Here is a 22,293-nt window from a genome sequence, read left to right as displayed (position 1 = left end):
CTACTCCTCCTGCTCATTGGGGTAGGGGTAATTCGTCAGTGCCCCAGCCCATGGCTGAGGTGAGTTCTTGTGAGCGCGGAACGCGGAGTCTTCGGTCGTCGCGACAAACGCCCCGCGGTGCCGCATGGCCCGGATGACGGCATTACGCGGATGGTCTGTGTCTTCCTTCGCCGAGCTAATAAGCGCGTGAAAGAGCTCGCTGCCTTCGGGCAAAAGTGACGGAAGCCTTGGCCCGAGCCACCGGTCACAGATTTCGGTAGAAAGATTTCGACGGCCGCCGTGATGCGGCACCTGAAATTGCTTCACGCCGGGGAGATACAGGCCTGCGTTTGGCGCAAAGTCTGCGGCCTCGGCCATGCCGGACCGACCCGCGTCACCCGTGAGCACGATGTTGTCGCCGGCAATGTTGGCGAACTGCACGACGCTCATTTCATTTTCGACGCTCGTTTCTTCGCTGGAGAAACGTTCAGATCCCCAACTGTCCCGCAGCATGCGTACCGCTGCTTTCATCGGAACGACCAGAGCGGCCAACAGGCCCCCCATACCCTGCGCGAGCTGCGGGGTCCGGTCAGACCGCAAGATCAGCTGTCCATACCGCGTCGGCGAGGGAGCGAGCACGGTGAATGCGCCGATCTGGCGACCCTGAAACGGCTCCTGAATATTGATTCCCCGCCGGAGTGCGATCTCTTCGAGTGTCGCAATGTACGGGTAGTCATCGCGCAGCCGCTCACGCAGCGTGTCTGCCGACTGCATGCGAGGAAAATGCTGGATGAGCTGGTCCGCATAAATCCACGGCCGCAACATCCAGAGCGTGCCAATGGAATAACCTTCCAGTATCGGAGCCAGGCCCTCGGCATGGTCCTTGTCCGGGTGTGTGACAACCACATGGTCAATGTGCGTAACGCTGTGCCACTTTTTAATGTGGGCCACGAGGTCAGGCGCTGTGCTCGTGTATCCGCCGTCCACAACGTGCAGAACCGGCGAAGCACCTCCGATCGAATAGCGAATGGTGATACAGTCCCCACTCTTAGACGTATGAACAGGTAAGAAGTCGAGTTCGTAAAAGTCGGCCATTCCTTGGCCCCCATAGCTAGTTAGCCCGTTCCCGTTCATTAGGTTCCGGTAGGTTCCGTGCAACCCCTGATTCGTATTTTGGCGCGGCACACGCTACCACACGCTTGATTCATGTTCTAGTTTTGTTCAGCAATGGAAGACGGCCCAAGCCCGGCGTTTTCCTCCGGAGTGTGGAACGACCAGAGGCCGATCCGTTCGTGGAGGACGCCAACGGCATCGCGATCGCGACAGTCATCGCCCGAGACGACTTACAGACGTAGTCGGTCGGGCACAGAAACCTGAAGAGGCCAGGAAGATCGCGAAGGCAGTCGCTCGCATCCCCGACCCATGATGGGGCGGCGAGGCTTCTACCCGAAAGGGCCGGGCAGCTACCGCTGGAGCAGGAGCAACCATTCCACGTCGCTTGAGGCGGTTATTGTCTCAGGTTTACATCATCGAACGTGTGCAAAGCGTCTCGCGCGACCGTACTCACATAAGTTCCGCCAGAAGTCGTCATCTTGGCAGCCAAGTAAGAAACGAACCCTTCTGTTTTTCCGACGATTGAAATCTTTTGATTTTCAATGGCTTTTGTCATCCGTTACCCGCTCAGAAAGTACAGAGGTTTGGAGAAAAGCAGGGTAGCGGAGAAGGGGGGCGCGTGCACACCGGACCGGCAAAGTACGGTTCAGCGCTAAAAAACGCGGGAAATGAGCGTCGACGAGCTGCTTCGACTGGGCCGGAGAGGGCGTTCAGGAAACGAAACTGGCGGAGAGAGTGGGATTCGAACCCACGGTACGGTTTCCCGCACACACGCTTTCCAAGCGTGCGCCTTAAGCCACTCGGCCATCTCTCCGGAGCGCCCTCTCTTGAAGGGGCGCCGATGATTTTGCAAGAGATCGAAGGAAAATCGGGTGAATTTTCCGCAACCTGTTGTATTTACGAGATAATATCTGTGATCCTACATGCCCTGAACCGCCCGGGGGCCGAACCCATGGCGGGTTTGCCGCGACGATTCACGTGAGGACGCCAACCACGACCGGGGACGCCGTGACCATCCGCAAGACCATCACCGTGCTGAGCCTGCTATCGGCCCTTGTCCCCGCCTTCGCCGTGCCGGCTCTGGCCCAGGTCTGCATCCGGCAGGGCGTCGATGTGAGCTGCAACGACGGGCGCCGCGGGGTGCTGTCCGGCGATGCCATCATCTGGCCGGACGGCACGCGCTCGAGCTCGACGCCGCATCAAAGCGTCATCATCGGCAACAAGAGCTCGGTGCATGTCGGGCCCGGCGTGTTCGTCGGCCAGGGCAAGGGCGTGGTGCCGCTGGACGATCCCAACGCGCCGAACAAGCGGCAGTGTGCGGTTCTGGAGGGCGTGTCGTACTGTTATTGAGACCTTCTTCCTTTTCCCCTTGTGGGAGAAGGTGGCACTCGCAGGCGCGACGGATGAGGGGTTGCGTCCACGAGTTATACCGCGAGAGGTACGCGTGAGGAAACATACCCCTCACCCGTCTCGCCGCGAGCCACCCTCTCCCAAGGGGAGAGGGAAAGCAAAGTTGCTCAGCTTCTAAATCAACCGCACGCCTGATATCGCCGACTTCAGCCAGCGCAAGGCTTGCGGCGGTTGCGCTGCGAGCGGGGCGACCGCGGCCTTCTCGGTCCGGCACTTTTCCAGTTCCGCGACGAAGTCGGCCGACCATTGCTGGATGGTATGGCCGCGCAGCTTCTTCATCATCGCATCCCACCGCATCTTGCGCTCGGGGAGCGGCATTGCGGCCGCGACCGCGATCGCGCGCGCCATGCCGTCGATGTCGTGCGGATTGACGAGCAAGGCGGTCTCGAGCTCGTTGGCCGCGCCCGCGAACTTCGACAGCACCAGCACGCCGGGATCGGCCGGGTTTTGCGCGGCGACATATTCCTTGGCGACGAGATTCATGCCGTCATGCAGCGGCGTCACCACGCCGACTTGCGCCGTCCGATAAAGACCAGCGAGCACGGCCTGGCTGAATCCCTTGTTCAAATAGCGGATCGGGGTCCAGTCCACCTCGCCGTGACGGCCGTTGACGTCGGTGACGAGGCGCGCGACCTCGTTCTGAAGATTGCCATAGGCCTCGATCGCGCCGCGCGAGGGGTTGGCGATCTGAAGCAGCGAGATGCTGCGCGCGAACTGCGGCTGCTCCGTCCACAGCCGGTCGAATGCGCTGATGCGGTTGACGAGGCCTTTCGAATAATCGAGGCGGTCGACGCCGATCGCAAGCCGCTCGCCGTTGAGGCTGCGCCTCAGCCGCGACACGTCGGGGTGCGATGCCGATTTCGCGGCATAGGCTGCGAACTTCTCCGCATCGATGCCGATCGGAAAGACCTCGCAGCGGGTGCGGCCATGCTGCGAGATCGCAACGCCGTCCTCGACGGCGAGGCCGAGCTCTCCGCCGACATAGGCGAGGAAGTTCTGGCAATCCTCGTTGGTCTGGAAGCCGAGCAGATCGTAGGCCAGCATCGCCGTGATCAGCTCGCGATGATTGGGCACGCCTTGCATCACGGCAGTGACGGGCCACGGCGTATGCAGGAAGAAGCCGATCGGATCGTCGACGCCGAGATCACGCAGTTCCGCACCGAGCGCGAGGAAGTGATAATCCTGCACCCAGAACGCGGTCTTTGTTTTTCGGAACCGCATCAAGGCGCGCGCCATGAAGGCGTTGACCTCGCGATAGCTGACATAATCCTCACGCGAGACGCGGATCAGATCGCTGCGCGAATGCAGCGCCGGCCACAGCGCCGAATTGGCAAAGCCCTCGTAATAGCCGCCGTAATGCGCCGCCGGCAGATCCAGCGTCGCAATCGCGCCCGTTCCCAGCGCTTCGATCTCGGCGAACGGTTCCTTCTGATGGCCGTCACGCACCCGCCCCGAAGATCCCACCCAGATCGCGCCGGAATGTTCCACCACCGGCAACAAGGCTGCCGCGAGGCCGCCCGTCATGGGCTCGTTAGGCTTGCCGCGCGCGACACGATTCGAAACGACGACTAAGTTCACAGGTCGTCCCCTCCTGTTTCATTCCACCCCGTTTAACTGCCGTTCATCAATATGGTTCCTGACCATCGTTTCAACGAATTGAAACCAAAATCGGGCGCGCGCGTTGGAACTGGTTTCGCTTGAGGGAACCGGGACTTTCCACTGCAAAGACAGCGATTGCGGCCTTTTGCGCAGCACATTGTGGCACCCAACGGCGCCGCTTCCCGAGCATCATGGTCTGCGACGTGGCGCCGCCTCAGTTTCACCTCGGATCGAGCAGGCGGGCAAGGAACGCCCGCACGTCGCTTGGCGCATCGAAATGGCCGTTTACGCCCATGGCACGGCGGCCGACGGAGAAGGCAAGCCCGTTCATGTCGGGCATGATCGCAAACACGGTTTCATCGGTGACGTCGTCGCCGATGAAGATCGGACGCCGCCCCTTGAACGGCTCCCGCTTCATCAGTTCACGCACGCCGGTCGCCTTGGTGAATCCGGAATGCTTGATCTCGCAAACGAACTTGCCGGGCAGCACCTCGATGGGCGCATTGGGCAGGTCGGCACGGATCACCGAGACGGATTCGTAGATCGCTTTCTCCGCGTGCGGCGCGAGCCGGTAATGCAGGGCGAGCGAATAGCCCTTGTCCTCGAGCAGAATGCCCGGGCTGAGCTTGGCAATGGCCGCCAGGCGGCGCTTCAGCTCCTTGTCCAGCGGTGGCGCATGCACGGCGTCGGCTTCATTGTCCACCGACAGCCGCATCTCGGCGCCGTGGCCGGCGACGGCGCGAAACACGTCGGGTGCGAAGATCAGGTCGATGTCGTTGAGCGAGCGGCCGCTGACCAGCGCCAGCGCGCCGGAGGTGCGCTCGGTCAGATGTTTCAGCGTTTCCGACAACCCCGGCGGCACCCACACTTCACGCGGCGTCGGCATCAGGTCGAGCAGGGTCCCGTCGATGTCGAGCAGAATTGCGGTCTCATCGAGATGCGGCACCAGCGCATGCGGCACCGGCACCGCGTCGGGTGCATCGTCATCCAGCATGGTGCGCTTCTGATCCAACGCCATCTCTGCAAGTTCCGATTTCATCAGTCTACTCCATATAGGCGAGCGGCCGCGCGATTTGTTCGAGCGATTTGCGCTCCGCCGAGACGGCGTAGCGCCACGCCACGATCGCGGCCGCGATCATCAGGGCTGAGCCCAGCAGGTAGCCCGCGAATACGCTGGTGCGCGACCCCGTGTCGATCAGCACGCCGAACAGCGCCGGCCCGATCACGCCGCCGATGCCCGTGCCGACCGCATAGAACACCGCGATCGCCAGCGCGCGAACTTCAAGCGGAAACGTCTCGCTGACGGTGAGATAGGCCGCGCTCGCGGCGGGTGAGGCAAAGAAGAAAATCACCATCCAGGCGACGGTCTGCCCCTGCGCGGTGAGCGCGCCGATGGAGAACAGATAGCCCGAGAGCGCCAGCAGCAAGCCCGACATGCCATAGGTGAACATGATCATGGTGCGGCGTCCCAGCGTATCGAACAGGCGGCCGAGCAGCAGCGGCCCGAGGAAATTGCCGGCAGCAAAGGGGAGCAGGTACCAGCCGACGTTTTCGGCGCTGATGCCGTAAAAATCGGTCAGCACCAGCGCGAAGGTGAAGAAGATGGCGTTATAGAAGAACGCCTGCGCACTCATCAGAACGAGGCCGACCAGCGCGCGCTGCCGGTACACCGAGAACAGCGTGTGGACGACCTCGCGGATCGGCGTGTGGTCGCGCATCCTCAGACGGATCTTCGTGAAGCGCCCGTCGCCCGCATCCTGGCGGTGTCCGACCACCGAGCGCTCGATCTCGTCGACGATGGCGTGCGCCTGGTCGGGACGGCCGTGGATCATCAGCCAGCGTGGACTTTCCGGGATCCACATCCGCATCAGGAGCACGACGAGGCCCAGCGCCGCGCCGATCAGATAAGCGAGACGCCAGCCGAGGTCGGGGTTGATCACGGCAGGATCGAGCAGCACGATGGCCGCGACCGCGCCCATCGCAGCGCCGATCCAGAAGCTTCCATTGATGACGAGATCGGTCCAGCCGCGATAGCGCGCCGGCACCAGCTCCTGGATGGTCGAGTTGATCGCCGTGTATTCGCCGCCGATGCCGGCGCCGGTGAGAAAACGAAACAGCGCGTAGCTCGCGACATCCCACGACAGAGCCGTCGCGGCCGTCGCCGAAAGATAGAGCGCCAGCGTGATGAAGAAGAGCTTCTTGCGGCCGATGCGGTCGGTGAGCCAGCCGAAGCCGAGCGCGCCGAGCACGGCACCGGCGAGATAGGCGGAATTGGCAATGCCGAGATCCAGATTGGTGAAATGCAGCGACGAGCTCTGCTTCAGGGCGCCCGAAAGCGCGCCGGCAAGCGTCACCTCGAGCCCGTCAAGAATCCAGGTGATGCCGAGCGCGAGCACGACGCGGGTGTGAAAGCCGCTCCAGGGCAGCGCGTCGAGTCGCGACGGAATGCTGGTCTCGACGATGCGGTCGGTCGCGGCCGCCGAGACCCCAGATGCATAGTTCCGCGCTGGGCTTTGCTGCAATTCCATCGAGCTGTTGCGTTCGATCAATGGAAGCGGCCCCGATTCACAGGACGTGAACGGGGTCGATCCGATCATTGGGGTGCGGCATTCCGCCTGCCACCTGCGACAACGTCCGCGGGGAGGCCGGGTTCCCGCAGGAACGGCCGCCAGCACCGCCCGTTTCCGATGGAGCCGCAAGGAGTTGACGCATGGCTCATGTCAGAAAGACGACACATTCTCGAAACAGCGGCACAGGCAAGTCCGGCCGCCGGAAGACAGGCACGCGGCGTAGCGCGACCACGCGCAAGAGCGCCAAACGCGCAACGCCAAAGCGCTGGTCGCAGCGTGTGACCAAAGAGAGCGACGCACTCGACCTCAAGCAGGGCGTGTTCAAGCTGACCAGCCCGAAGAAGATCGCGACGTCACTGAAGCGATCGGCCGAGCACAGCTCACGACGCAAGACCGGCGCCTATCGGTCGGCACTGTCGATGCTGACCTTCTACATCAACCGCGCCGGCAAGACCTTGCCGAAAACGCAGCGCACGCGGCTGGAAAAGGCGAAGGTCGAGCTGAAGCGGGCGTTTGGGCGGGAGTGAGGATGAGAGGTGAGGCCCTCAGAGCGCGATCTTGACTTCGCTGTCGTCCCGGAGAAGCGGAGCACCTGGCGGCGCGCAGCGCTGTCAGGTGTGCAGCGCGACTCCGGGACGACAGCGGAGTATGACGCCGCGGCGAACTTACGCCGCCCTGATATTCCCCATGAAGCGGTCGAGCTCGGCGCGCAGGCGGGTGCTTTCGGATGACAGCGTCTTGGCCGAGTGCAGCACCTCCTCCGAGGCCGAGCCGGTCTCGGCGGCGCCGCGGTTGACCTCGCCGATGTCGGTGGCCGCGGTCTGAGTCCCTTGCGCGACCGTCTGGACGCTGCGCGCGATCTCCTGCGTCGCAGCGCCCTGCTGCTCGACCGCGCTCGCGATCGAGGTCGAGATCGACGAGATCTGGCCGATGGTCGCCCCGATCTCCTTGATCGCGGCAACCGATTCCGCCGTGGCGCCCTGCATGCCCGTGATGTGCGAGGAGATCTCGTCGGTCGCCTTCGCGGTCTGGCTCGCCAGCGACTTCACTTCGCTGGCAACCACCGCGAAGCCGCGGCCGGCTTCGCCGGCGCGTGCCGCCTCGATGGTGGCGTTGAGCGCCAGCAGATTGGTCTGCTCGGCGATCGCGGTGATCAGCTTGACCACCTCGCCGATCTGCTGGGCCGCATGCGACAGCTTGCCGATGCGCCCGTCGGTTTCCCTGGCCTGAACCACGGCGGCTTCCGCAATGCGGCTGGAATCGCGCACCTGGCGGCCGATCTCCTCGACCGAGGCCGAGAGCTCTTCGGTCGCGGTGGCAACCGACTGCATGTTGCTTGAGGCCTGCTCGGAGACGCCGGCGACCTGGCTCGACAGGCTCTGCGTGGTCTCGGCGGTGCGGGTCAGCGTGGAGGCCGCCGATTCCAGCTGCACGGCGGAGGCCGAGACGTTGGAGACGATGGCGCCGACCGCGCTCTCGAAATCGTCGGCGAACCGAATCAGCTCGGCGCGGCGGCTGGCCGCCTGCTCCCGGTTCTGGACTTCGCTGGCGGCGGCATCGCGCTCGGCCTTGGCCACGGCCTGGACCTTGAACTCCTCGACCGCGCCGGCCATCTCGCCGATCTCGTCCTTGCGGCCGAGGCCCGGCAGCACGACGTCGAAATTGCCCGAGGCCAGCTCGCGCATCGCCTTGCACATCGCGATCATCGGACGCGAAATGCCGTTGCCGAGCATCAGGGCGAGCACCGCGCCGATGGCGAGGCCGCCGAGCGCCAGCATCACCATCAGCCGCTCGGTATCAACGATCTCCGCATTGGCGCTGGCTTCGATGCGCTGCTGATCGGCAGTCAGATCCGACCGCAGCTCACCCGAGAGCTTGAGGATGCCGGCCGCCGTCTTGGTCATATCGCCGTTCAGCTTGACGATGATCTTCACATTCTCCGACAGCTTGGTGAAGGAGGTGCGGTATTGCTTCAGGAGGGTGCCGATCTCGGTTACGCGATCGGTGATCTTCTGGTCGTTCGCATAGATCGAGACCAGCAGGGTCTCCAGGAATTTGATCCGCGCGATCACACCATCTGCGGTCTTCGGCTCCGGCTTGGCGACGAAGGCACTGACCGAGGTGGAGACCGCCAGATATTGCGAGGTGATGTCCTTGGCCGTGGTCTGGACCGAGGCCAGCCCGGCCAGCGCGGCGGTATCGGCAAGGTCGTCGAACTTGAAGCGGATCTTGTTGCCGACGCTGTTGAGCTCGTCGGCCGCGATCTTGTTGTTCTCGCGCGTCAGGGTGATGATTTCGCCGAACACCTTCGTGAAGCGCTGGAATTCGCCCTCGAGCTTGCCGACCTGCTCGCGGCGGACGGCACCGGTCGTAGCGGCCATCGACTTTGCGATCGCGCTCCTCAGATTCTCTTCAGCCGCCTTGGCCGCGGTCTCGTCCTCGGCCGCGCCGGTCAGGGTATAGGCCCGCGCCAATCCCTGATAGGCGATCAGCTCGCGATCGACCGTCCGGGCGAGGTCGGCTTCCGACACGCTGGTTCGGTAGGAGGCGACGGCGCCCTGGATCCGCTCGAAGCCGAAATAGGCGAAAGTCATACTGACGGCGAGGATGGCTAGCAATGCCCCGAAGCCGAGGATGATTTTTGCACGAAAACGCAACGTTGGCAGCTTCGATTGGCGCGACTTCGACTTGACCGACATTCCCCCACCCCATTCCATTCGCGGAAAACCAGGCGCAGCCGGGAAGCAGCCCGCTTCCAGACTCGCCGGCACGTTACGGCGCAAAGGATAAGCTGTGGTAAATTTGTGGCACCGCAACTGGCGGTTAGGTGATGCGGGCGGGTCAGCTTGTCGTCCCGGACAAGCGCAAGCGCAGATCCGGGATCTCAGCGCGAGCGCCTGCGCTCGTCGCCATAGCCGCAGCCACAAGTTTGGCGAAGACTCGGAGTTATCGGCTCACTCCATAACCAAGCCCTGTGGTTATGGGTCCCGGGTTCGCTTCGCGCCCGGGACGACAGCGGTGTATGAGGCTGCAGCGAGGGCGTCGGGCGACAGGTACGCCCTACGCCGCCCTGATATTCCCCATGAAGCGGTTGAGCTCGGCGCGCAGGCGGGTGCTTTCGGATGACAGCGTCTTGGCCGAGTGCAGCACCTCCTCCGAGGCCGAGCCGGTCTCGGCGGCGCCGCGGTTGACCTCGCCGATGTCGGTGGCCGCGGTCTGAGTCCCTTGTGCGACCGTCTGGACGCTGCGCGCGATCTCCTGCGTCGCCGCGCCCTGCTGCTCGACCGCGCTCGCGATCGAGGTCGAGATTGACGAGATCTGGCCGATGGTCGCCCCGATCTCCTTGATCGCGGCAACCGATTCCGCCGTGGCGCCCTGCATGCCCGTGATGTGCGACGAGATCTCGTCGGTCGCCTTCGCGGTCTGGCTCGCCAGCGACTTCACTTCGCTGGCAACCACCGCGAAGCCGCGGCCGGCTTCGCCGGCGCGCGCCGCCTCGATGGTGGCGTTGAGCGCCAGCAGATTGGTCTGCTCGGCGATCGCGGTGATCAGCTTGACCACCTCGCCGATCTGCTGGGCCGCATGCGACAGCTTGCCGATGCGCCCGTCGGTCTCCCTGGCCTGAACCACGGCGGCCTCCGCAATGCGGCTGGAATCGCGCACCTGGCGGCCGATCTCCTCGACCGAGGCCGAGAGCTCTTCCGTCGCGGTGGCAACCGACTGCATGTTGCTCGAAGCCTGCTCGGAGACGCCGGCGACCTGGCTCGACAGGCTCTGGGTGGTCTCGGCGGTGCGGGTCAGCGTCGAGGCCGCCGATTCCAGCTGCACGGCGGAGGCCGAGACGTTGGAGACGATGGCGCCGACCGCGCTCTCGAAATCGTCGGCGAACCGAATCAGCTCGGCGCGGCGGCTGGCCGCCTGCTCCCGGTTCTGGACTTCGCTGGCGGCGGCATCGCGCTCGGCCTTGGCCACGGCCTGGACCTTGAATTCCTCGACCGCGCCGGCCATCTCGCCGATCTCGTCCTTGCGGCCAAGGCCCGGCAGCACGACGTCGAAATTGCCCGAGGCCAGCTCGCGCATCGCCTTGCACATCGCGATCATCGGACGCGAAATGCCGGTGCCGAGCAGGAAGGCGAGGACCGCGCCAAGCAGCGTGCCGCCAATGGCGAGGATCAGAACCAGTTGCTCCGTCTGCCCGATGGTCGCTTCCGACTCCGATTCCAGCCGCTGCTGTTCGGCGACGAGGTCCGCCTTCATGGCGGTAGCTCCTTGCAGGATCGCACCGGCCGAGCCGCTCATCTCGGAGACGAGGTCGTCGACCAGCTTGGCTTTCGCAATCAGCTTCTCCAGCGCTTCGCGATAGGCACCGAGAAGCGCTTTGGCCTCCTTCAGGCCGGCGACGATCTTGTCATCCATGGAATAGACCGCGCCGAGCGAGTTCTCGACGAACTTCAGCCGCGCCATCGCACTTGCTCCGACGGCCTGGTCGGAGTTGAGGATGAAATTGCTCGCGGCCGCACTCGCGGTCTGGAATTGGGCGTTGACCTGCTTGGTGCCGAATTCGATCGCCTGCGCCTCGGAGTCGGAGGCGTTGTTACCGACGTCATCCAGCTTGTATTTGAGGAGGTTGGCGTTGCGCTGAAGCTGATTCTGGACCAGAAGCGCGCTGTCGCGCTTGGCCTGCAAAATCTGGGCGAAGGTCGCCGAGAAGTTGGAAAACTCCTTGGCGAGCTTGTTGAGGCTCTCCAGCCGCGCTGGCTTCTTGGCATTCCTGATCGCCTGATCGATGGCATTCCTCAGGCCGGCCTCGGCGTCCAGCGCCGCCTTGGCGTCATCTTCCTTGCCGGTCACCACGAAGTAACGGGCAGCCGAACGATAGCCGAGCAGTTCGCGATCGATATCGCGGGCACGATCGGCCTCCGAAACGCTGCTGCGGTAGGATCCGACGCCTTCCGAAACGCGTTCGAAGCCGAAATAGGAGAAGGCCATGCTCCCGGCGGAGATCGCCAGCACGACGGCAAAGCCGAGGATGATCTTGGCGCGAAACCTGAGAGTGGGAAATATTGTGCGCTTTGACGGCGACGCGATACGCCCGGACATTCCCACCCCCATTTTCATTCAGCCCTGATCCGGAGGCGCCCTGCCCCCAGATCCGAATGCGCAAAACTAGGGCAGAATGGATAAAGGGCGGTAAATTCGCCGCATCCGCGCTCCTCCGCCAAAGGCCCACCGAACAGGCAACGGCTGGCATCCCACGCAAACTGTGCACTTTTAGCAGGGAAAATAGCCGGGGATCGCCCTCGCCGGCCTTGGTCCCTGAACGGGCGCCTCATGTCTTCGGCTGGATCAATGACCTTTCCATGACGCGGGCGACCAAAATCCTAGTTGCAAAGTTCCGGGTCGCTGTCTCTAATTAGAAGCAATCAAAATCAATCCCGGGAGGACTACACCGTGTCTACAGTCAAACTGACAGTGAACGGCAAGGCCGTGGCTGTCGACGTCGAGGACCGCACGCTGTTGGTCCAACTCCTGCGCGATCACCTCAATCTCACGGGGACCCATGTGGGCTGCGACACCAGCCAGTGCGGCGCCTGTGTCGTGCATATGGACGGCAGGGCGGTGAAATCCTGCACCATGCTGGCGGGCCAGGCCGACGGCGCCAGCATCACCACCATCGAGGGCATCGCCAAGGGCGACGAACTGCATCCGATGCAGGCCGCTTTCCGCGACAATCATGGCCTTCAATGCGGCTACTGCACGCCGGGCATGATCATGTCGGCGATCGACATCGTGCAGCGCCATGGTGGCCAGCTCGACGAGACAACGGTCCGCCAAGAGCTGGAAGGCAATATCTGCCGCTGCACCGGCTACCACAACATCGTGAAAGCCGTGCTGGATGCGGCCGGACGCATGAAGGTCTCGCAGGCGGCCGAGTAAAGCGGCGCGCCTCGAACGAACAAAATGACCGCTGCCGCTCTCGAAGGAAGGCGCAGCCATATAATTTCCGGTCGGGAGGACCAGACATGGGTGTTGAAGGTATCGGCGCACGCGTCGTGCGCAAGGAAGACAAGCGTTTCATTACTGGCAAGGGCCGCTACGTCGACGACATCAAGCTGACGGGCATGACCCATGCCCATTTCGTCCGCAGCCCGCACGCGCACGCCAAGGTGAAGGGGATCGATTCCTCCGCCGCGCTGAAGATGCCGGGTGTGGTCGCCGTGCTCACGGGCCAACAGATCGTCGACGACAAGGTCGGCAACCTCATTTGCGGCTGGGCCATCACCTCCAAGGACGGCAGCCCGATGAAGATGGGCGCATGGCCGGCGATGGCACCGGAGACGGTGCGCTTCGTCGGGCAGGCCGTCGCGGTCGTGATCGCCGAAAGCAAGAATCTGGCACGCGATGCCGCCGAAGCGGTCGTTGTCGATTACGAAGAGCTTCCCGCGGTCGCCGACGTCCAAGCCGCGATCAAGTCAGGCGCGCCGCAGCTTCATCCCGAGGCTCCCGGCAACCAGGTCTATGACTGGGTGATCGGCGACGAGGGCGCCACCGATGCCGCCTTCGCCAAGGCCGCCAACGTGGTGAAGCTCGACGTCACCAACAACCGCCTCGCCCCGAACGCGATGGAGCCGCGCGCGGCGATCGCGGACTATGACACGGCGGAAGAGCATTTCACGCTCTACACGACCTCGCAGAACCCGCATGTCGCCCGCCTCGTGCTGTCGGCATTCTACAACATCGCGCCCGAGCACAAGCTGCGCGTGATCGCCCCCGATGTCGGTGGCGGCTTCGGCTCCAAGATCTTCATCTATCCCGAGGAGATGGTGGCGCTGTGGGCTTCGAAGAAGGTCGGCCGTCCCGTGAAATGGACCGGCGACCGCACCGAGGCCTTCCTTACCGACGCGCATGGTCGCGACCATGTCACCCATGCCGAGATGGCATTCGACGCCAACAACAAGATCACCGGCCTCAAGGTGAAGACCTACGCCAATTTCGGCGCCTACATGTCGCTGTTCTCGTCCTCGGTGCCGACCTATCTCTATGCGACGCTGTTGTCGGGCCAGTACAACATCCCGGCGATCCATGCCGAGGTGGTCGGGGTCTACACCAACACCACGCCGGTCGATGCCTATCGCGGCGCGGGCCGCCCCGAGGCCAGCTACCTGATCGAACGGCTGATGGAGACGGCGGCGCGGCAGCTCAAGGTTGATCCGGCCCAGTTGCGCCGGACCAACTTCATCACTCAGTTCCCGCATCAGACGCCCGTGATCATGGCTTACGACACTGGCGACTTCAACGCATCGCTCGATGCCGCGATGAAGGCGATCGACTATGCCGGCTTCCCTGCCCGCAAGGCCAAGGCGAAAGCCGACGGCAAGCTGCGCGGCATCGGCGTGTCCTGCTACATCGAGGCTTGCGGCATCGCGCCGTCGAAGGCGGTCGGCAGCCTTGGCGCCGGCGTGGGCCTGTGGGAATCGGCCGAGGTGCGCGTCAATCCGGTCGGCACCATCGAGATCCTCACGGGCTCGCATAGTCATGGCCAGGGTCATGAGACCACGTTCTGCCAGCTCGTCGCGGAGCGGCTCGGCGTCCCCATCAGCCAGGTCTCGATCGTCCATGGCGACACCGACAAGGTGCAGTTCGGCATGGGCACCTACGGCTCGCGCTCGGCGGCTGTCGGCCTCACCGCGATCCTGAAAGCGATGGAGAAGATGGAATCGAAGGCCAAGAAGATTGCGGCGCATGCGCTGGAAGCTTCCGAGGCCGACATCGTCATCGAGAATGGCGAGTTCAAGGTCACCGGTACCGACAAGGCGATCGCCCTGCCGATGGTCGCGCTCGCGGCCTATACCGCGCATAATCTGCCTGACGGGATGGAGCCGGGTCTGAAGGAAAGCGCCTTCTACGATCCGACCAACTTCACCTTCCCGGCCGGCACCTATATCTGCGAGCTCGAGGTCGATCCCGGCACCGGCAAGACCTCCTTCGTCGACTTCGTCGCGGCCGACGATTTCGGCCGGCTGATCAACCCGATGATCGTCGAGGGCCAGGTCCATGGCGGCCTTGTCCAGGGCATCGGGCAGGCACTGCTCGAGCATGCGATCTACGATGCCAACGGCCAGCCGGTCACGGCCTCGTTCATGGACTACGCCATGCCGCGCGCCGACGATGTGCCCTCCTTCAACCTGTCCCACACCACGACGCTGTGCCCGGGCAATCCGCTCGGCATCAAGGGCTGCGGTGAGGCTGGCGCGATCGGGGCGTCAGCGGCCGTGATCAACGCGATCACGGATGCGATCGGCAAGAACAATTTGGAAATGCCCGCGACCCCCGACAGGGTGTGGCGTACGATCCACGCGGCTTGAGAGGGAGCAACCAAGATGTATCAGACCAAATATCATCGCGCTTCCTCCGTCGACGAGGCCGTCAGCCTGTTCGGCAAAAGCAGCGAGGCGAAGTTTCTGGCCGGCGGCCAGACGCTGCTGCCCGTCATGAAGCAGCGGCTCGCCAGCCCCTCGGATGTCATCGACCTCGGCAAGATCAAGGAGCTGCAGGGCGTCGAACTGTCGGGTGACACGCTGACCATCAAGGCCGCCACGATCTATTACGACATCATGACGAATGCCGATGTAAAGAAGGCGATCCCCGCGATCGCCCATCTCACCTCGGTGCTCGGCGACCCTGCCGTGCGCTACCGCGGCACGATCGGCGGCTCGATCGCCAATAACGATCCCGCGGCGGACTTCCCCGCCGCCCTGCTCGCGCTCGGCGCCACCGTGAAGACCAATAAGCGGTCGATTGGGGCGGAGGACTTCTTCCAGGGCCTGTTCACGACGGCGCTCGAAGACGGCGAGATCATCACGGCCGTATCGTTCCCGGTGCCGGCGAAGGCAGGCTACGAGAAGATGCGGCACCCGGCCTCGCGTTTCGCGCTGACCGGCGTGTTCGTCGCTCAGACCAAATCGGGCGAGGTTCGGGTCGCCGCCACAGGCGCCTCGCAGAGCGGCGTGATGCGGGTGCCCGCGATCGAAGCCGCGCTGAAGGCGAACTGGTCGCCATCGGCGATCGACAGCGTCAGCATTTCGGCGAACGGACTGCTGGCCGACATCCACGGCACGGCGGAATACCGCGCCAACCTCGTCAAGGTGATGGCACAGCGCGCGGTCGCATCTGCCGGCTGACGCTCATGCGCTAGCGTCTCGACGCAAATTTTCCGCGGCGCGCACTTCGGTGCGCGCCGTTTTATTTTGGCTGCGGCATCGAAAGCGCTTGCCTCGCTGGCGTGAAGGCGAGAAAAGTTAATCAGCCGATTAACTCGCTCAAGAACAGTGCAGCGGCGATGGCCGAACCATCGGCAATCGCCCGCGATCCGAGGAAACAACACGTGCTCGATAAATCAGCCCCCTCCGCGTCCGCCCGCGCCTCCGGCCCGCTGTCGGGCTTTCGCATCGTCGAATTCGCCGGCATCGGGCCCGGCCCGTTCGCCTGCATGATGCTGGCCGACATGGGCGCCGACGTCGTCACGCTCGACCGCGTCGGCGCAAAGAAGAGCATGAAGTCGGTGGCGGGCCGTGGCCGCAAGGTGATCGAGCTCGATCTCAAGGACAAGGCGGCGATCGCGCAAGTGCTCGACCTCCTGGCCACCGCCGATGCGCTGGTCGAAGGTTTTCGTCCCGGCGTGATGGAGCGGCTCGGCCTCGGGCCTGACGTCGTGCTCGCGCGCAACCCCAGGCTGGTCTATGGCCGCATGACCGGTTGGGGCCAGGAAGGCCCACTGGCGAACGCGGCCGGTCACGACATCAATTATATCTCCATCACCGGCGCGCTCGCCGCGATCGGCACCAAGGAGACGCCGGTGCCGCCGCTCAATCTGGTCGGTGATTTCGGCGGCGGCGCGCTCTATCTCGTCGTCGGCGTGCTCGCTGCGCTTCTGGAAGCCTCGCGCTCCGGCAAGGGCCAAGTGGTTGATGCCGCGATGTGCGACGGCGCGGCCTCGCTGATGTCGTTCTTCTTCGACATGACCAATATGGGCCGCTGGACCGAACAGCGGGACCAGAACTTCCTCGACGGCGGCGCGCATTTCTACGGCGTCTATGAATGTGCCTGCGGGCACTTCGTCTCGATCGGCTCGATCGAGCCGCAATTCTACGCGCTGCTGCGCGAGCATGCGGGCCTCACCGATGCCGATTTCGACGCGCAGATGAATCCCAAGGCATGGCCGGCGCTGAAGGAGAAGCTCAAGGCGGTGTTCAAGAGCAAGACGCGCGAGGACTGGTGCAAGATCATGGAAGGCACCGACATCTGCTTCGCGCCGGTGCTGACCATGTCGGAGGCAACAAAGCATCCACACATGGTCGCCCGCAACGTCTTCGTCGAACGCCACGGCGTGAAGCAGCCTGCGCCGGCGCCGAGATTCTCGCGCACGCCGTCAGCGGTGCGGGAGCCGGAAGGCGCGGAGATCGGCGCGGTGACGAAGGCGTGGGCGGCAGCGAAGTAACCCCGCGCACAGTCCCGTAGGGTGGGACCTACGCCGCGTCGCCCACCTTCAGCACCCCACGCCTGATCTGATCCTCCTCGATCGATTCGAACAGGGCCTTGAAATTGCCCTCGCCGAATCCGTCGTCGCCCTTGCGCTGGATGAACTCGAAGAAGATCGGACCAATGGCGTTGGCCGAGAAGATCTGGAGCAGCACCTTGGTCTGGCCGCCCTCCACCACGCCTTCACCGTCGATCAGGATGCCGTTCCTCTGGAGACGTGCGAGGTCTTCGCCATGCTTGGGCAGCCGCGTGTCGATCTTCTCGAAATAGGTCTCGGGCGGCGCCGGCATGAAGGGCAGGCCGGCTTCGCGCAGATCCTCGATGGTGCGGTAGATGTCGCGGCAGCCGCAGGCGATGTGCTGGATGCCCTCGCCGCGATAGGTCTTCAGATATTCCTCGATCTGGCCGGAATCACCGGCGTCCTCGTTGATCGGAATGCGGATCTTGCCGTCGGGGCTGGTCAGGGCGCGCGAGAACAGGCCCGAGGCGCGGCCCTCGATGTCGAAGAAGCGGATCTGGCGGAAGTTGAACAGCTTCTCATAGAAGCCGGCCCAGACATCCATGCGGCCGCGATGGACGTTGTGGGTGAGGTGGTCGAGATAAAACAGACCGGCGCCGACCGGCCGCGGATCACGCACCCCCAGCCATTCGAACTCGGCATCATAGGCCGAGCCCTTGGCGCCGTAGCGATCGACCAGATAAAGCAGGCTGCCGCCGATGCCCTTGATCGCGGGCACGTCGAGCGTCTTCTGTGCCGAGGACACACCCGCAGGCTCGGCGCCGAGTGCGATCGCGCGCTCATAGGCGGCCTTGGCATCGACGACACGGAACGCCATCGACGGAGCGCAAGGCCCGTGCGCGGCGACGAACTCATAGCCGTGGGTGCCGGGCTCTTCGTTGACGAGATAGTTGATGTCGCCCTGACGATAGACCGTGATCTTCCTGGTCTTGTGGCGCGCGACAGGCGCATAGCCCATCAGCTTGAACAGCGTGTGCAACTCGGCCGGGTTGGGATGCGCATATTCGACGAACTCGAACCCGTCGGTGCCCCTCGGATTCTCGGCGCTGACGGTGGCCGGCGGTGCATCGTGCGGAAACGGTCCCATTGGAGGCTCTCCCGAATTGCTACTGAGAGGAATTATCCTTCATGGGGCCTGCAATGAACGTGCAAACGGGGCGCCATTTGGCTATGATATGCACGATCCGTGCATCAAATGGGCCAAGGACGCATGACCTCTGTTGACGCCTTCGATCTCAAGATTCTCAGTGCGCTCCAGGACGACGGCCGCCTCACCAATCAGGAGCTCGCCGACCTCGCGGGCCTCTCGGCGTCGCAATGCTCGCGCCGGCGCATGCGGCTGGAGGAGGAGAAGGTGATCGCGGGCTATCACGCCGATCTCTCCAGCGAAGCGCTCGGCTTCGGCGTCATCGCCTTCATCCAGGTGGGGCTTGCGACCCACTCGCCGGATAATTCGAAGCGGTTTCGCGCGCTGGTGAACCGGATCGATGAAATCCAGGAGGCCTATTCGCTCACCGGCGATGCCGACTATGTGCTCAAGGCGGTGCTGCGCGACCTCAAGGGCCTCTCCAACCTCGTCAACGACGTGTTGATGCCGCACCAGAGCGTCGCGCATGTGCGCTCCTCGATCGTTCTGGATAGGCTGAAGGAGAGTTCGCGGCTGCCGCTCAAGGAGATCAAGGCCGGCTGAAATCGAGGGAAATGCGGCATTCGCGCTAGCCCCGCGATCTGCGATGATCCGACCAAATCGGGAATTCCGCCATGGCGCTCCAGCTTCGACCGAACTGCGAATATTGCGACCGCGACCTGCCGCCTGATGCAACGGATGCGCGGATCTGCTCCTATGAATGCACGTTCTGCGCGGATTGCGTCGACACGAAGCTGTTCAACGTCTGCCCAAACTGCGGCGGCGGTTTTGCCCCGCGCCCGATCCGTCCCACGCAGGAATGGCGGCCGGGCGTGTGCACGACCAGGCAGGTGCCGTCGGACAAGCGCGTGCATTTGAAGTACAGCGCGGAGGATGTCGCGGCGCATTGCGCGCGGATCCGTGACGTGCCGCCGGAGGCTCGATAGCGAATGCAGATTGAGGTAACGCCGGAAGAACTTCGGTACATTATTCGGGTCGGCGCAGCGCTGGTTCAGCACGTCCCCGACAAATCTCTTCCTACCTACTGCAATTTCGACAGGCAGCAGATTATCGATTTTTCAGCTCGGATGCGAACTGAGCTCGACAAGGCGGGCCTCGACTTATAGCCGGCGGGCAACTCACTCCGCCGCCACAATCGTCCCCTCGACCTCGCCGAACCCAACGCGATAGCCGTTGCCTTGGCACCAGCCGCGCATCACGAGGCTGTCGCCGTCTTCCAGGAACGAACGCTTGGCGCCGCCGGGCAGCTCGACCGGCTCGGTGCCGTTCCAGCTGATCTCGAGCAGGCTGCCGCGCTGGTTCTTCTCCGGGCCGGAGATGGTGCCGGACCCCAGGAGATCGCCGACATTCATGGCGCAGCCTGAGGAGGCGTGGTGCATCAACTGCTGCACCGAGGACCAGTACATGTACTCGAAATTGGTGCGGCTGATGCCGGCCGGCGCATTGGCACCCGCCGCGCGCAAGGAGACGTCGAGCTCGACATCGTAGTTCTGCGGTTTGGTCTGCTTCAAATAGTCCAGCGGCACCGGATCCTGCTCCGGCCCCTTCCGGCGGAACGGCTCCAGCGCCTCGCGCGTCACCACCCACGGGCTGATCGAGGTCGCGAATGCTTTCGCAAGGAACGGGCCGAGCGGCACATATTCCCATTGCTGGATGTCGCGCGCGCTCCAGTCGTTGAGCAGCACGAAGCCGAAGATCATCTCTTCGGCTTGGCTCTCGCTCAGCATGCCGCCCATCGGCGAGGGTTGGCCAATGACGACGCCCATCTCCAGCTCGAAATCGAGCCGCTTGCACGGGCCAAAGCTCGGCACCTCGACATTCGGTGGCTTCAGCTGTCCGCGCGGCCGCTTCACTTTCGTGCCCGAGACCACGACCGTCGAGGCGCGGCCGTTATAGGCGATCGGCATATGCAGCCAGTTCGGCTGCAGCGCGTTGTCCTTGCCGCGGAACATCACGCCGACATTGGTGGCGTGCTCCTTCGAGGAATAGAAATCGGTGTAGCCGGAGACGGTGAAGGGCAGATGCAGTCTTGCATCGCGCATCGGCACGAGTGACTGCTTGCGCAGCTCCTCGTTGTCGCGCAGCTCCGGATGATCGTGACGCAGCAATTCGCTGAGCCGCGCTCGCGTCTTGCTCCAGACCTTCGGTCCCAGCGCCATGAAGGGATTGAGCGAGCCTCCGGAGAACACGCCGAGCGGACCGACGTCAAGGCGAGAGTCCTGCTCGAGCTCCCAGAGATCGAGCACGTAGTTTCCGATCGCGACACCGACGCGCGGCGTCGGATTGGCAGGGGTCGAGAACACGCCATAGGGCAGGTTCTGGATCGGGAAGTCGGAGGAAGGATCGACCTCGATGAAGGAGCGGAGGCTGGGGTCGTTGGGATGGGTTGTCACGTCTGGCTCAATTCTTTCTTCCTTCTCCCCTTGTGGGAGAACCTGGCGCGAAGCGCCAGATGAGGGGTTGTCTCCGCGAATTCCAATGAGAGATTTCCGTGCTGGGAGAACCCCTCACCCGTCTCGCCGCTACACGGCGAGCCCCCCTCTCCCACAAGGGGAGAGGGGAAGAAAGCTACGGCTTGCTCGGATCGAACCGCTTCTCCAAACCCTTCCAGCAATCCGCATAATCGTCCTGCAGCGTGGATGCGTTCGCGGCATGCGCGGTGACGCGCTGCGGATATCGGGTCTCGAACATGAAGGCCATGGTCCCGGTCAGCTTCACCGGCTTCAATTCGCCGTTGCTGGCGTGCTCGAAGGCGTCGCGGTCCGGGCCGTGCGGCAGCATGCAATTGTGCAGACTCATGCCGCCGGGGACGAAGCCTTGCGGCTTGGCGTCATAGACACCGTAGATCAGGCCCATGAACTCGCTCATGATGTTCATGTGGTACCAGGGCGGGCGGAAGGTGTTGTCGGCGACCATCCAGCGTTCGGGGAAGATCACGAAGTCTATATTCGCGGTGCCCGCCGTCTCCGACGGCGAAGTCAGCACCGTGAAGATCGAGGGATCGGGATGGTCGAAGCCGATCGCGCCGACCGGCGAGAACGTGCGCAGATCGTATTTGTAGGGCGCGTAATTGCCGTGCCAGGCGACGACGTCGATCGGCGAGTGCGGCAGCGTGGTCTTGAACAGCGAGCCGCCCCACTTCACGTAAAGCTCGGTCGGCGTGTCCTTATCCTCGTAGAACGCAACCGGCGTGAGAAAGTCGCGCGCATTGGCGAGGCAATTGGCGCCGATCGGCCCGCGCTCCGGCAGGGTGAACGCGCCGCCGTAGTTCTCGCAGAGATAGCCGCGCGCCGGCCCGTTCGGAACCTCGACCCGGAATTTGACGCCGCGCGGAATCACCACGATCTCGCCCGGCTCGGCGTCGATGCGGCCGAACTCAGTGACGAGGCGCAAGCTTCCCTGCTGGAGCACGAACATCAGCTCGCCGTCTGCATTATAAAAGTGCTGGTCCACCATCGACTTGGTGATGAGATAGACATGCGCGGCCATGCCGGCCTGCGTATTCACGTCCCCCGCCGTCGTCATGCTCTGCACGCCCTGAACGAAGGTCACGTCGTCCTTCGGCAGCGGCGTCGGATCCCAGCGCATCTGCGCGATCGGCAGATCGTATTCGTGGCACGGCGCCGAACGCCAAAGGCCCGCATCGACCTTCTCGAAACGCCCCGAATGCTTCACCGAGGGGCGGATGCGATAGAGCCAGGAACGCTCGTTGCTGCCGCGAGGCGCGGTGAAGGGCGAGCCCGAGAGCTGCTCGGCATAGAGCCCATAGGCGCAGCGTTGCGGCGAGTTACGCCCGATCGGCAGCGCGCCCGGCAACGCCTCGGTCTCGAAGCTGTTGCCGAAGCCGGACATGTAGCCCGGCGTGACTTGCGCCGAACTGCGGATGATCTGATCAGGCGAGGTGTTGATGTTCATGA

The 22,293-nt window shown here is 63.7% G+C and carries 17 protein-coding genes and 1 tRNA gene; 8 read left to right on the top strand and 10 right to left on the bottom strand.

What is annotated here, in order from left to right:
- Both RX330_RS02525 and RX330_RS02520 read right to left on the bottom strand, forming a co-directional pair.
- Positions 1-1,074 carry a competence protein ComEC gene (locus tag RX330_RS02525; RefSeq protein ID WP_317241960.1) on the bottom strand — a complete coding sequence of 358 codons (1,074 nt, stop codon included), beginning with the start codon at positions 1,072-1,074 and terminating at the stop codon, positions 1-3.
- Between the two features lie 742 nt (positions 1,075-1,816).
- Positions 1,817-1,906 (bottom strand) — tRNA-Ser (locus RX330_RS02520).
- A gap of 194 nt (positions 1,907-2,100) precedes the next feature.
- Between RX330_RS02520 and RX330_RS02515 the strand changes: the two genes are divergently transcribed.
- On the top strand, positions 2,101-2,442 hold the full coding sequence (locus RX330_RS02515; protein ID WP_317244043.1) for a hypothetical protein: 342 nt from the start codon (positions 2,101-2,103) through the stop codon (positions 2,440-2,442).
- 174 nt (positions 2,443-2,616) lie between these two features.
- On the opposite strand, the gene RX330_RS02510 is transcribed toward RX330_RS02515, so the two are convergent.
- From RX330_RS02510 to RX330_RS02500, 3 genes are all read right to left on the bottom strand, one after another.
- On the bottom strand, positions 2,617-4,080 hold the full coding sequence (locus RX330_RS02510; protein ID WP_317241959.1) for a trehalose-6-phosphate synthase: 1,464 nt from the start codon (positions 4,078-4,080) through the stop codon (positions 2,617-2,619).
- A 241-nt stretch (positions 4,081-4,321) separates the two neighbouring features.
- On the bottom strand, positions 4,322-5,140 hold the full coding sequence (gene otsB / locus RX330_RS02505) for a trehalose-phosphatase (protein WP_212079476.1): 819 nt from the start codon (positions 5,138-5,140) through the stop codon (positions 4,322-4,324).
- Between the two features lie 4 nt (positions 5,141-5,144).
- Entirely contained in the window at positions 5,145-6,629 is a 1,485-nt protein-coding gene (locus RX330_RS02500) for an MFS transporter (RefSeq protein ID WP_317244042.1), read from the bottom strand.
- 182 nt (positions 6,630-6,811) lie between these two features.
- Here RX330_RS02500 and RX330_RS02495 point away from each other — a divergent pair, with 182 nt between their 5' ends.
- On the top strand, positions 6,812-7,198 hold the full coding sequence (locus RX330_RS02495; protein ID WP_317241958.1) for a DUF3175 domain-containing protein: 387 nt from the start codon (positions 6,812-6,814) through the stop codon (positions 7,196-7,198).
- Between the two features lie 138 nt (positions 7,199-7,336).
- Here RX330_RS02495 and RX330_RS02490 read toward each other — a convergent pair whose 3' ends face one another.
- Together RX330_RS02490 and RX330_RS02485 are read right to left on the bottom strand one after the other, a co-directional pair.
- Complete coding sequence (locus RX330_RS02490; protein WP_317241957.1) at positions 7,337-9,370, bottom strand: HAMP domain-containing methyl-accepting chemotaxis protein; 2,034 nt, start codon at positions 9,368-9,370, stop codon at positions 7,337-7,339.
- Positions 9,371-9,731: 361 nt separating this feature from the next.
- Positions 9,732-11,771, bottom strand: coding sequence for a HAMP domain-containing methyl-accepting chemotaxis protein (locus RX330_RS02485; RefSeq protein ID WP_317241956.1), 2,040 nt, complete (start codon positions 11,769-11,771; stop codon positions 9,732-9,734).
- Positions 11,772-12,122: 351 nt separating this feature from the next.
- Here RX330_RS02485 and RX330_RS02480 point away from each other — a divergent pair, with 351 nt between their 5' ends.
- From RX330_RS02480 to RX330_RS02465, 4 genes are all read left to right on the top strand, one after another.
- Positions 12,123-12,608 (top strand): (2Fe-2S)-binding protein, encoded by a 486-nt coding sequence (locus tag RX330_RS02480; protein ID WP_212089039.1) that lies wholly within the window; start codon positions 12,123-12,125, stop codon positions 12,606-12,608.
- An 86-nt stretch (positions 12,609-12,694) separates the two neighbouring features.
- The gene (locus tag RX330_RS02475) at positions 12,695-15,037 is read left to right on the top strand and encodes a xanthine dehydrogenase family protein molybdopterin-binding subunit (RefSeq protein WP_212089037.1); all 2,343 of its coding nucleotides are present in this window, start codon (positions 12,695-12,697) and stop codon (positions 15,035-15,037) included.
- A gap of 15 nt (positions 15,038-15,052) precedes the next feature.
- Complete coding sequence (locus RX330_RS02470; protein WP_317241955.1) at positions 15,053-15,853, top strand: FAD binding domain-containing protein; 801 nt, start codon at positions 15,053-15,055, stop codon at positions 15,851-15,853.
- A gap of 203 nt (positions 15,854-16,056) precedes the next feature.
- Entirely contained in the window at positions 16,057-17,169 is a 1,113-nt protein-coding gene (locus RX330_RS02465) for a CaiB/BaiF CoA transferase family protein (protein ID WP_317241954.1), read from the top strand.
- A 28-nt stretch (positions 17,170-17,197) separates the two neighbouring features.
- Here the strand turns inward: RX330_RS02465 and hppD are convergent, their stop codons facing one another.
- Complete coding sequence (gene hppD, locus RX330_RS02460) at positions 17,198-18,316, bottom strand: 4-hydroxyphenylpyruvate dioxygenase (RefSeq protein ID WP_317241953.1); 1,119 nt, start codon at positions 18,314-18,316, stop codon at positions 17,198-17,200.
- A 123-nt stretch (positions 18,317-18,439) separates the two neighbouring features.
- Here hppD and RX330_RS02455 point away from each other — a divergent pair, with 123 nt between their 5' ends.
- On the top strand, positions 18,440-18,919 hold the full coding sequence (locus RX330_RS02455; protein ID WP_212089030.1) for an Lrp/AsnC family transcriptional regulator: 480 nt from the start codon (positions 18,440-18,442) through the stop codon (positions 18,917-18,919).
- A 71-nt stretch (positions 18,920-18,990) separates the two neighbouring features.
- A complete protein-coding gene (locus RX330_RS02450) occupies positions 18,991-19,302 on the top strand; it encodes a DUF1272 domain-containing protein (protein ID WP_317241952.1) in 312 nt (103 codons plus the stop codon).
- 192 nt (positions 19,303-19,494) lie between these two features.
- On the opposite strand, the gene fahA is transcribed toward RX330_RS02450, so the two are convergent.
- Together fahA and hmgA are read right to left on the bottom strand one after the other, a co-directional pair.
- Positions 19,495-20,769 carry a fumarylacetoacetase gene (gene fahA, locus RX330_RS02445; RefSeq protein ID WP_317241951.1) on the bottom strand — a complete coding sequence of 425 codons (1,275 nt, stop codon included), beginning with the start codon at positions 20,767-20,769 and terminating at the stop codon, positions 19,495-19,497.
- Between the two features lie 175 nt (positions 20,770-20,944).
- A complete protein-coding gene (gene hmgA / locus RX330_RS02440; protein ID WP_317241950.1) occupies positions 20,945-22,291 on the bottom strand; it encodes a homogentisate 1,2-dioxygenase in 1,347 nt (448 codons plus the stop codon).
- Positions 22,292-22,293 lie beyond the last annotated feature (2 nt).

This window comes from Bradyrhizobium sp. NDS-1 (genome assembly GCF_032918005.1).
GTDB lineage: Bacteria > Pseudomonadota > Alphaproteobacteria > Rhizobiales > Xanthobacteraceae > Bradyrhizobium > Bradyrhizobium tunisiense.
Note: the sequence above shows the minus strand (reverse complement) of the source record. Positions and strands in the feature narration are given on the sequence as shown.

Coding starts and splice junctions, on each gene's coding strand:
- RX330_RS02485 (WP_317241956.1), bottom strand. CDS start 11,771: ATGTCCGGGCGTATCGCGTCGCCGTCAAAGCGCACAATATTTCCCACT.
- otsB (WP_212079476.1), bottom strand. CDS start 5,140: ATGAAATCGGAACTTGCAGAGATGGCGTTGGATCAGAAGCGCACCATG.
- RX330_RS02450 (WP_317241952.1), top strand. CDS start 18,991: ATGGCGCTCCAGCTTCGACCGAACTGCGAATATTGCGACCGCGACCTG.
- RX330_RS02455 (WP_212089030.1), top strand. CDS start 18,440: ATGACCTCTGTTGACGCCTTCGATCTCAAGATTCTCAGTGCGCTCCAG.
- RX330_RS02495 (WP_317241958.1), top strand. CDS start 6,812: ATGGCTCATGTCAGAAAGACGACACATTCTCGAAACAGCGGCACAGGC.
- hmgA (WP_317241950.1), bottom strand. CDS start 22,291: ATGAACATCAACACCTCGCCTGATCAGATCATCCGCAGTTCGGCGCAA.
- hppD (WP_317241953.1), bottom strand. CDS start 18,316: ATGGGACCGTTTCCGCACGATGCACCGCCGGCCACCGTCAGCGCCGAG.
- RX330_RS02490 (WP_317241957.1), bottom strand. CDS start 9,370: ATGTCGGTCAAGTCGAAGTCGCGCCAATCGAAGCTGCCAACGTTGCGT.
- RX330_RS02500 (WP_317244042.1), bottom strand. CDS start 6,629: ATGGAATTGCAGCAAAGCCCAGCGCGGAACTATGCATCTGGGGTCTCG.
- RX330_RS02525 (WP_317241960.1), bottom strand. CDS start 1,074: ATGGCCGACTTTTACGAACTCGACTTCTTACCTGTTCATACGTCTAAG.
- RX330_RS02475 (WP_212089037.1), top strand. CDS start 12,695: ATGGGTGTTGAAGGTATCGGCGCACGCGTCGTGCGCAAGGAAGACAAG.
- RX330_RS02470 (WP_317241955.1), top strand. CDS start 15,053: ATGTATCAGACCAAATATCATCGCGCTTCCTCCGTCGACGAGGCCGTC.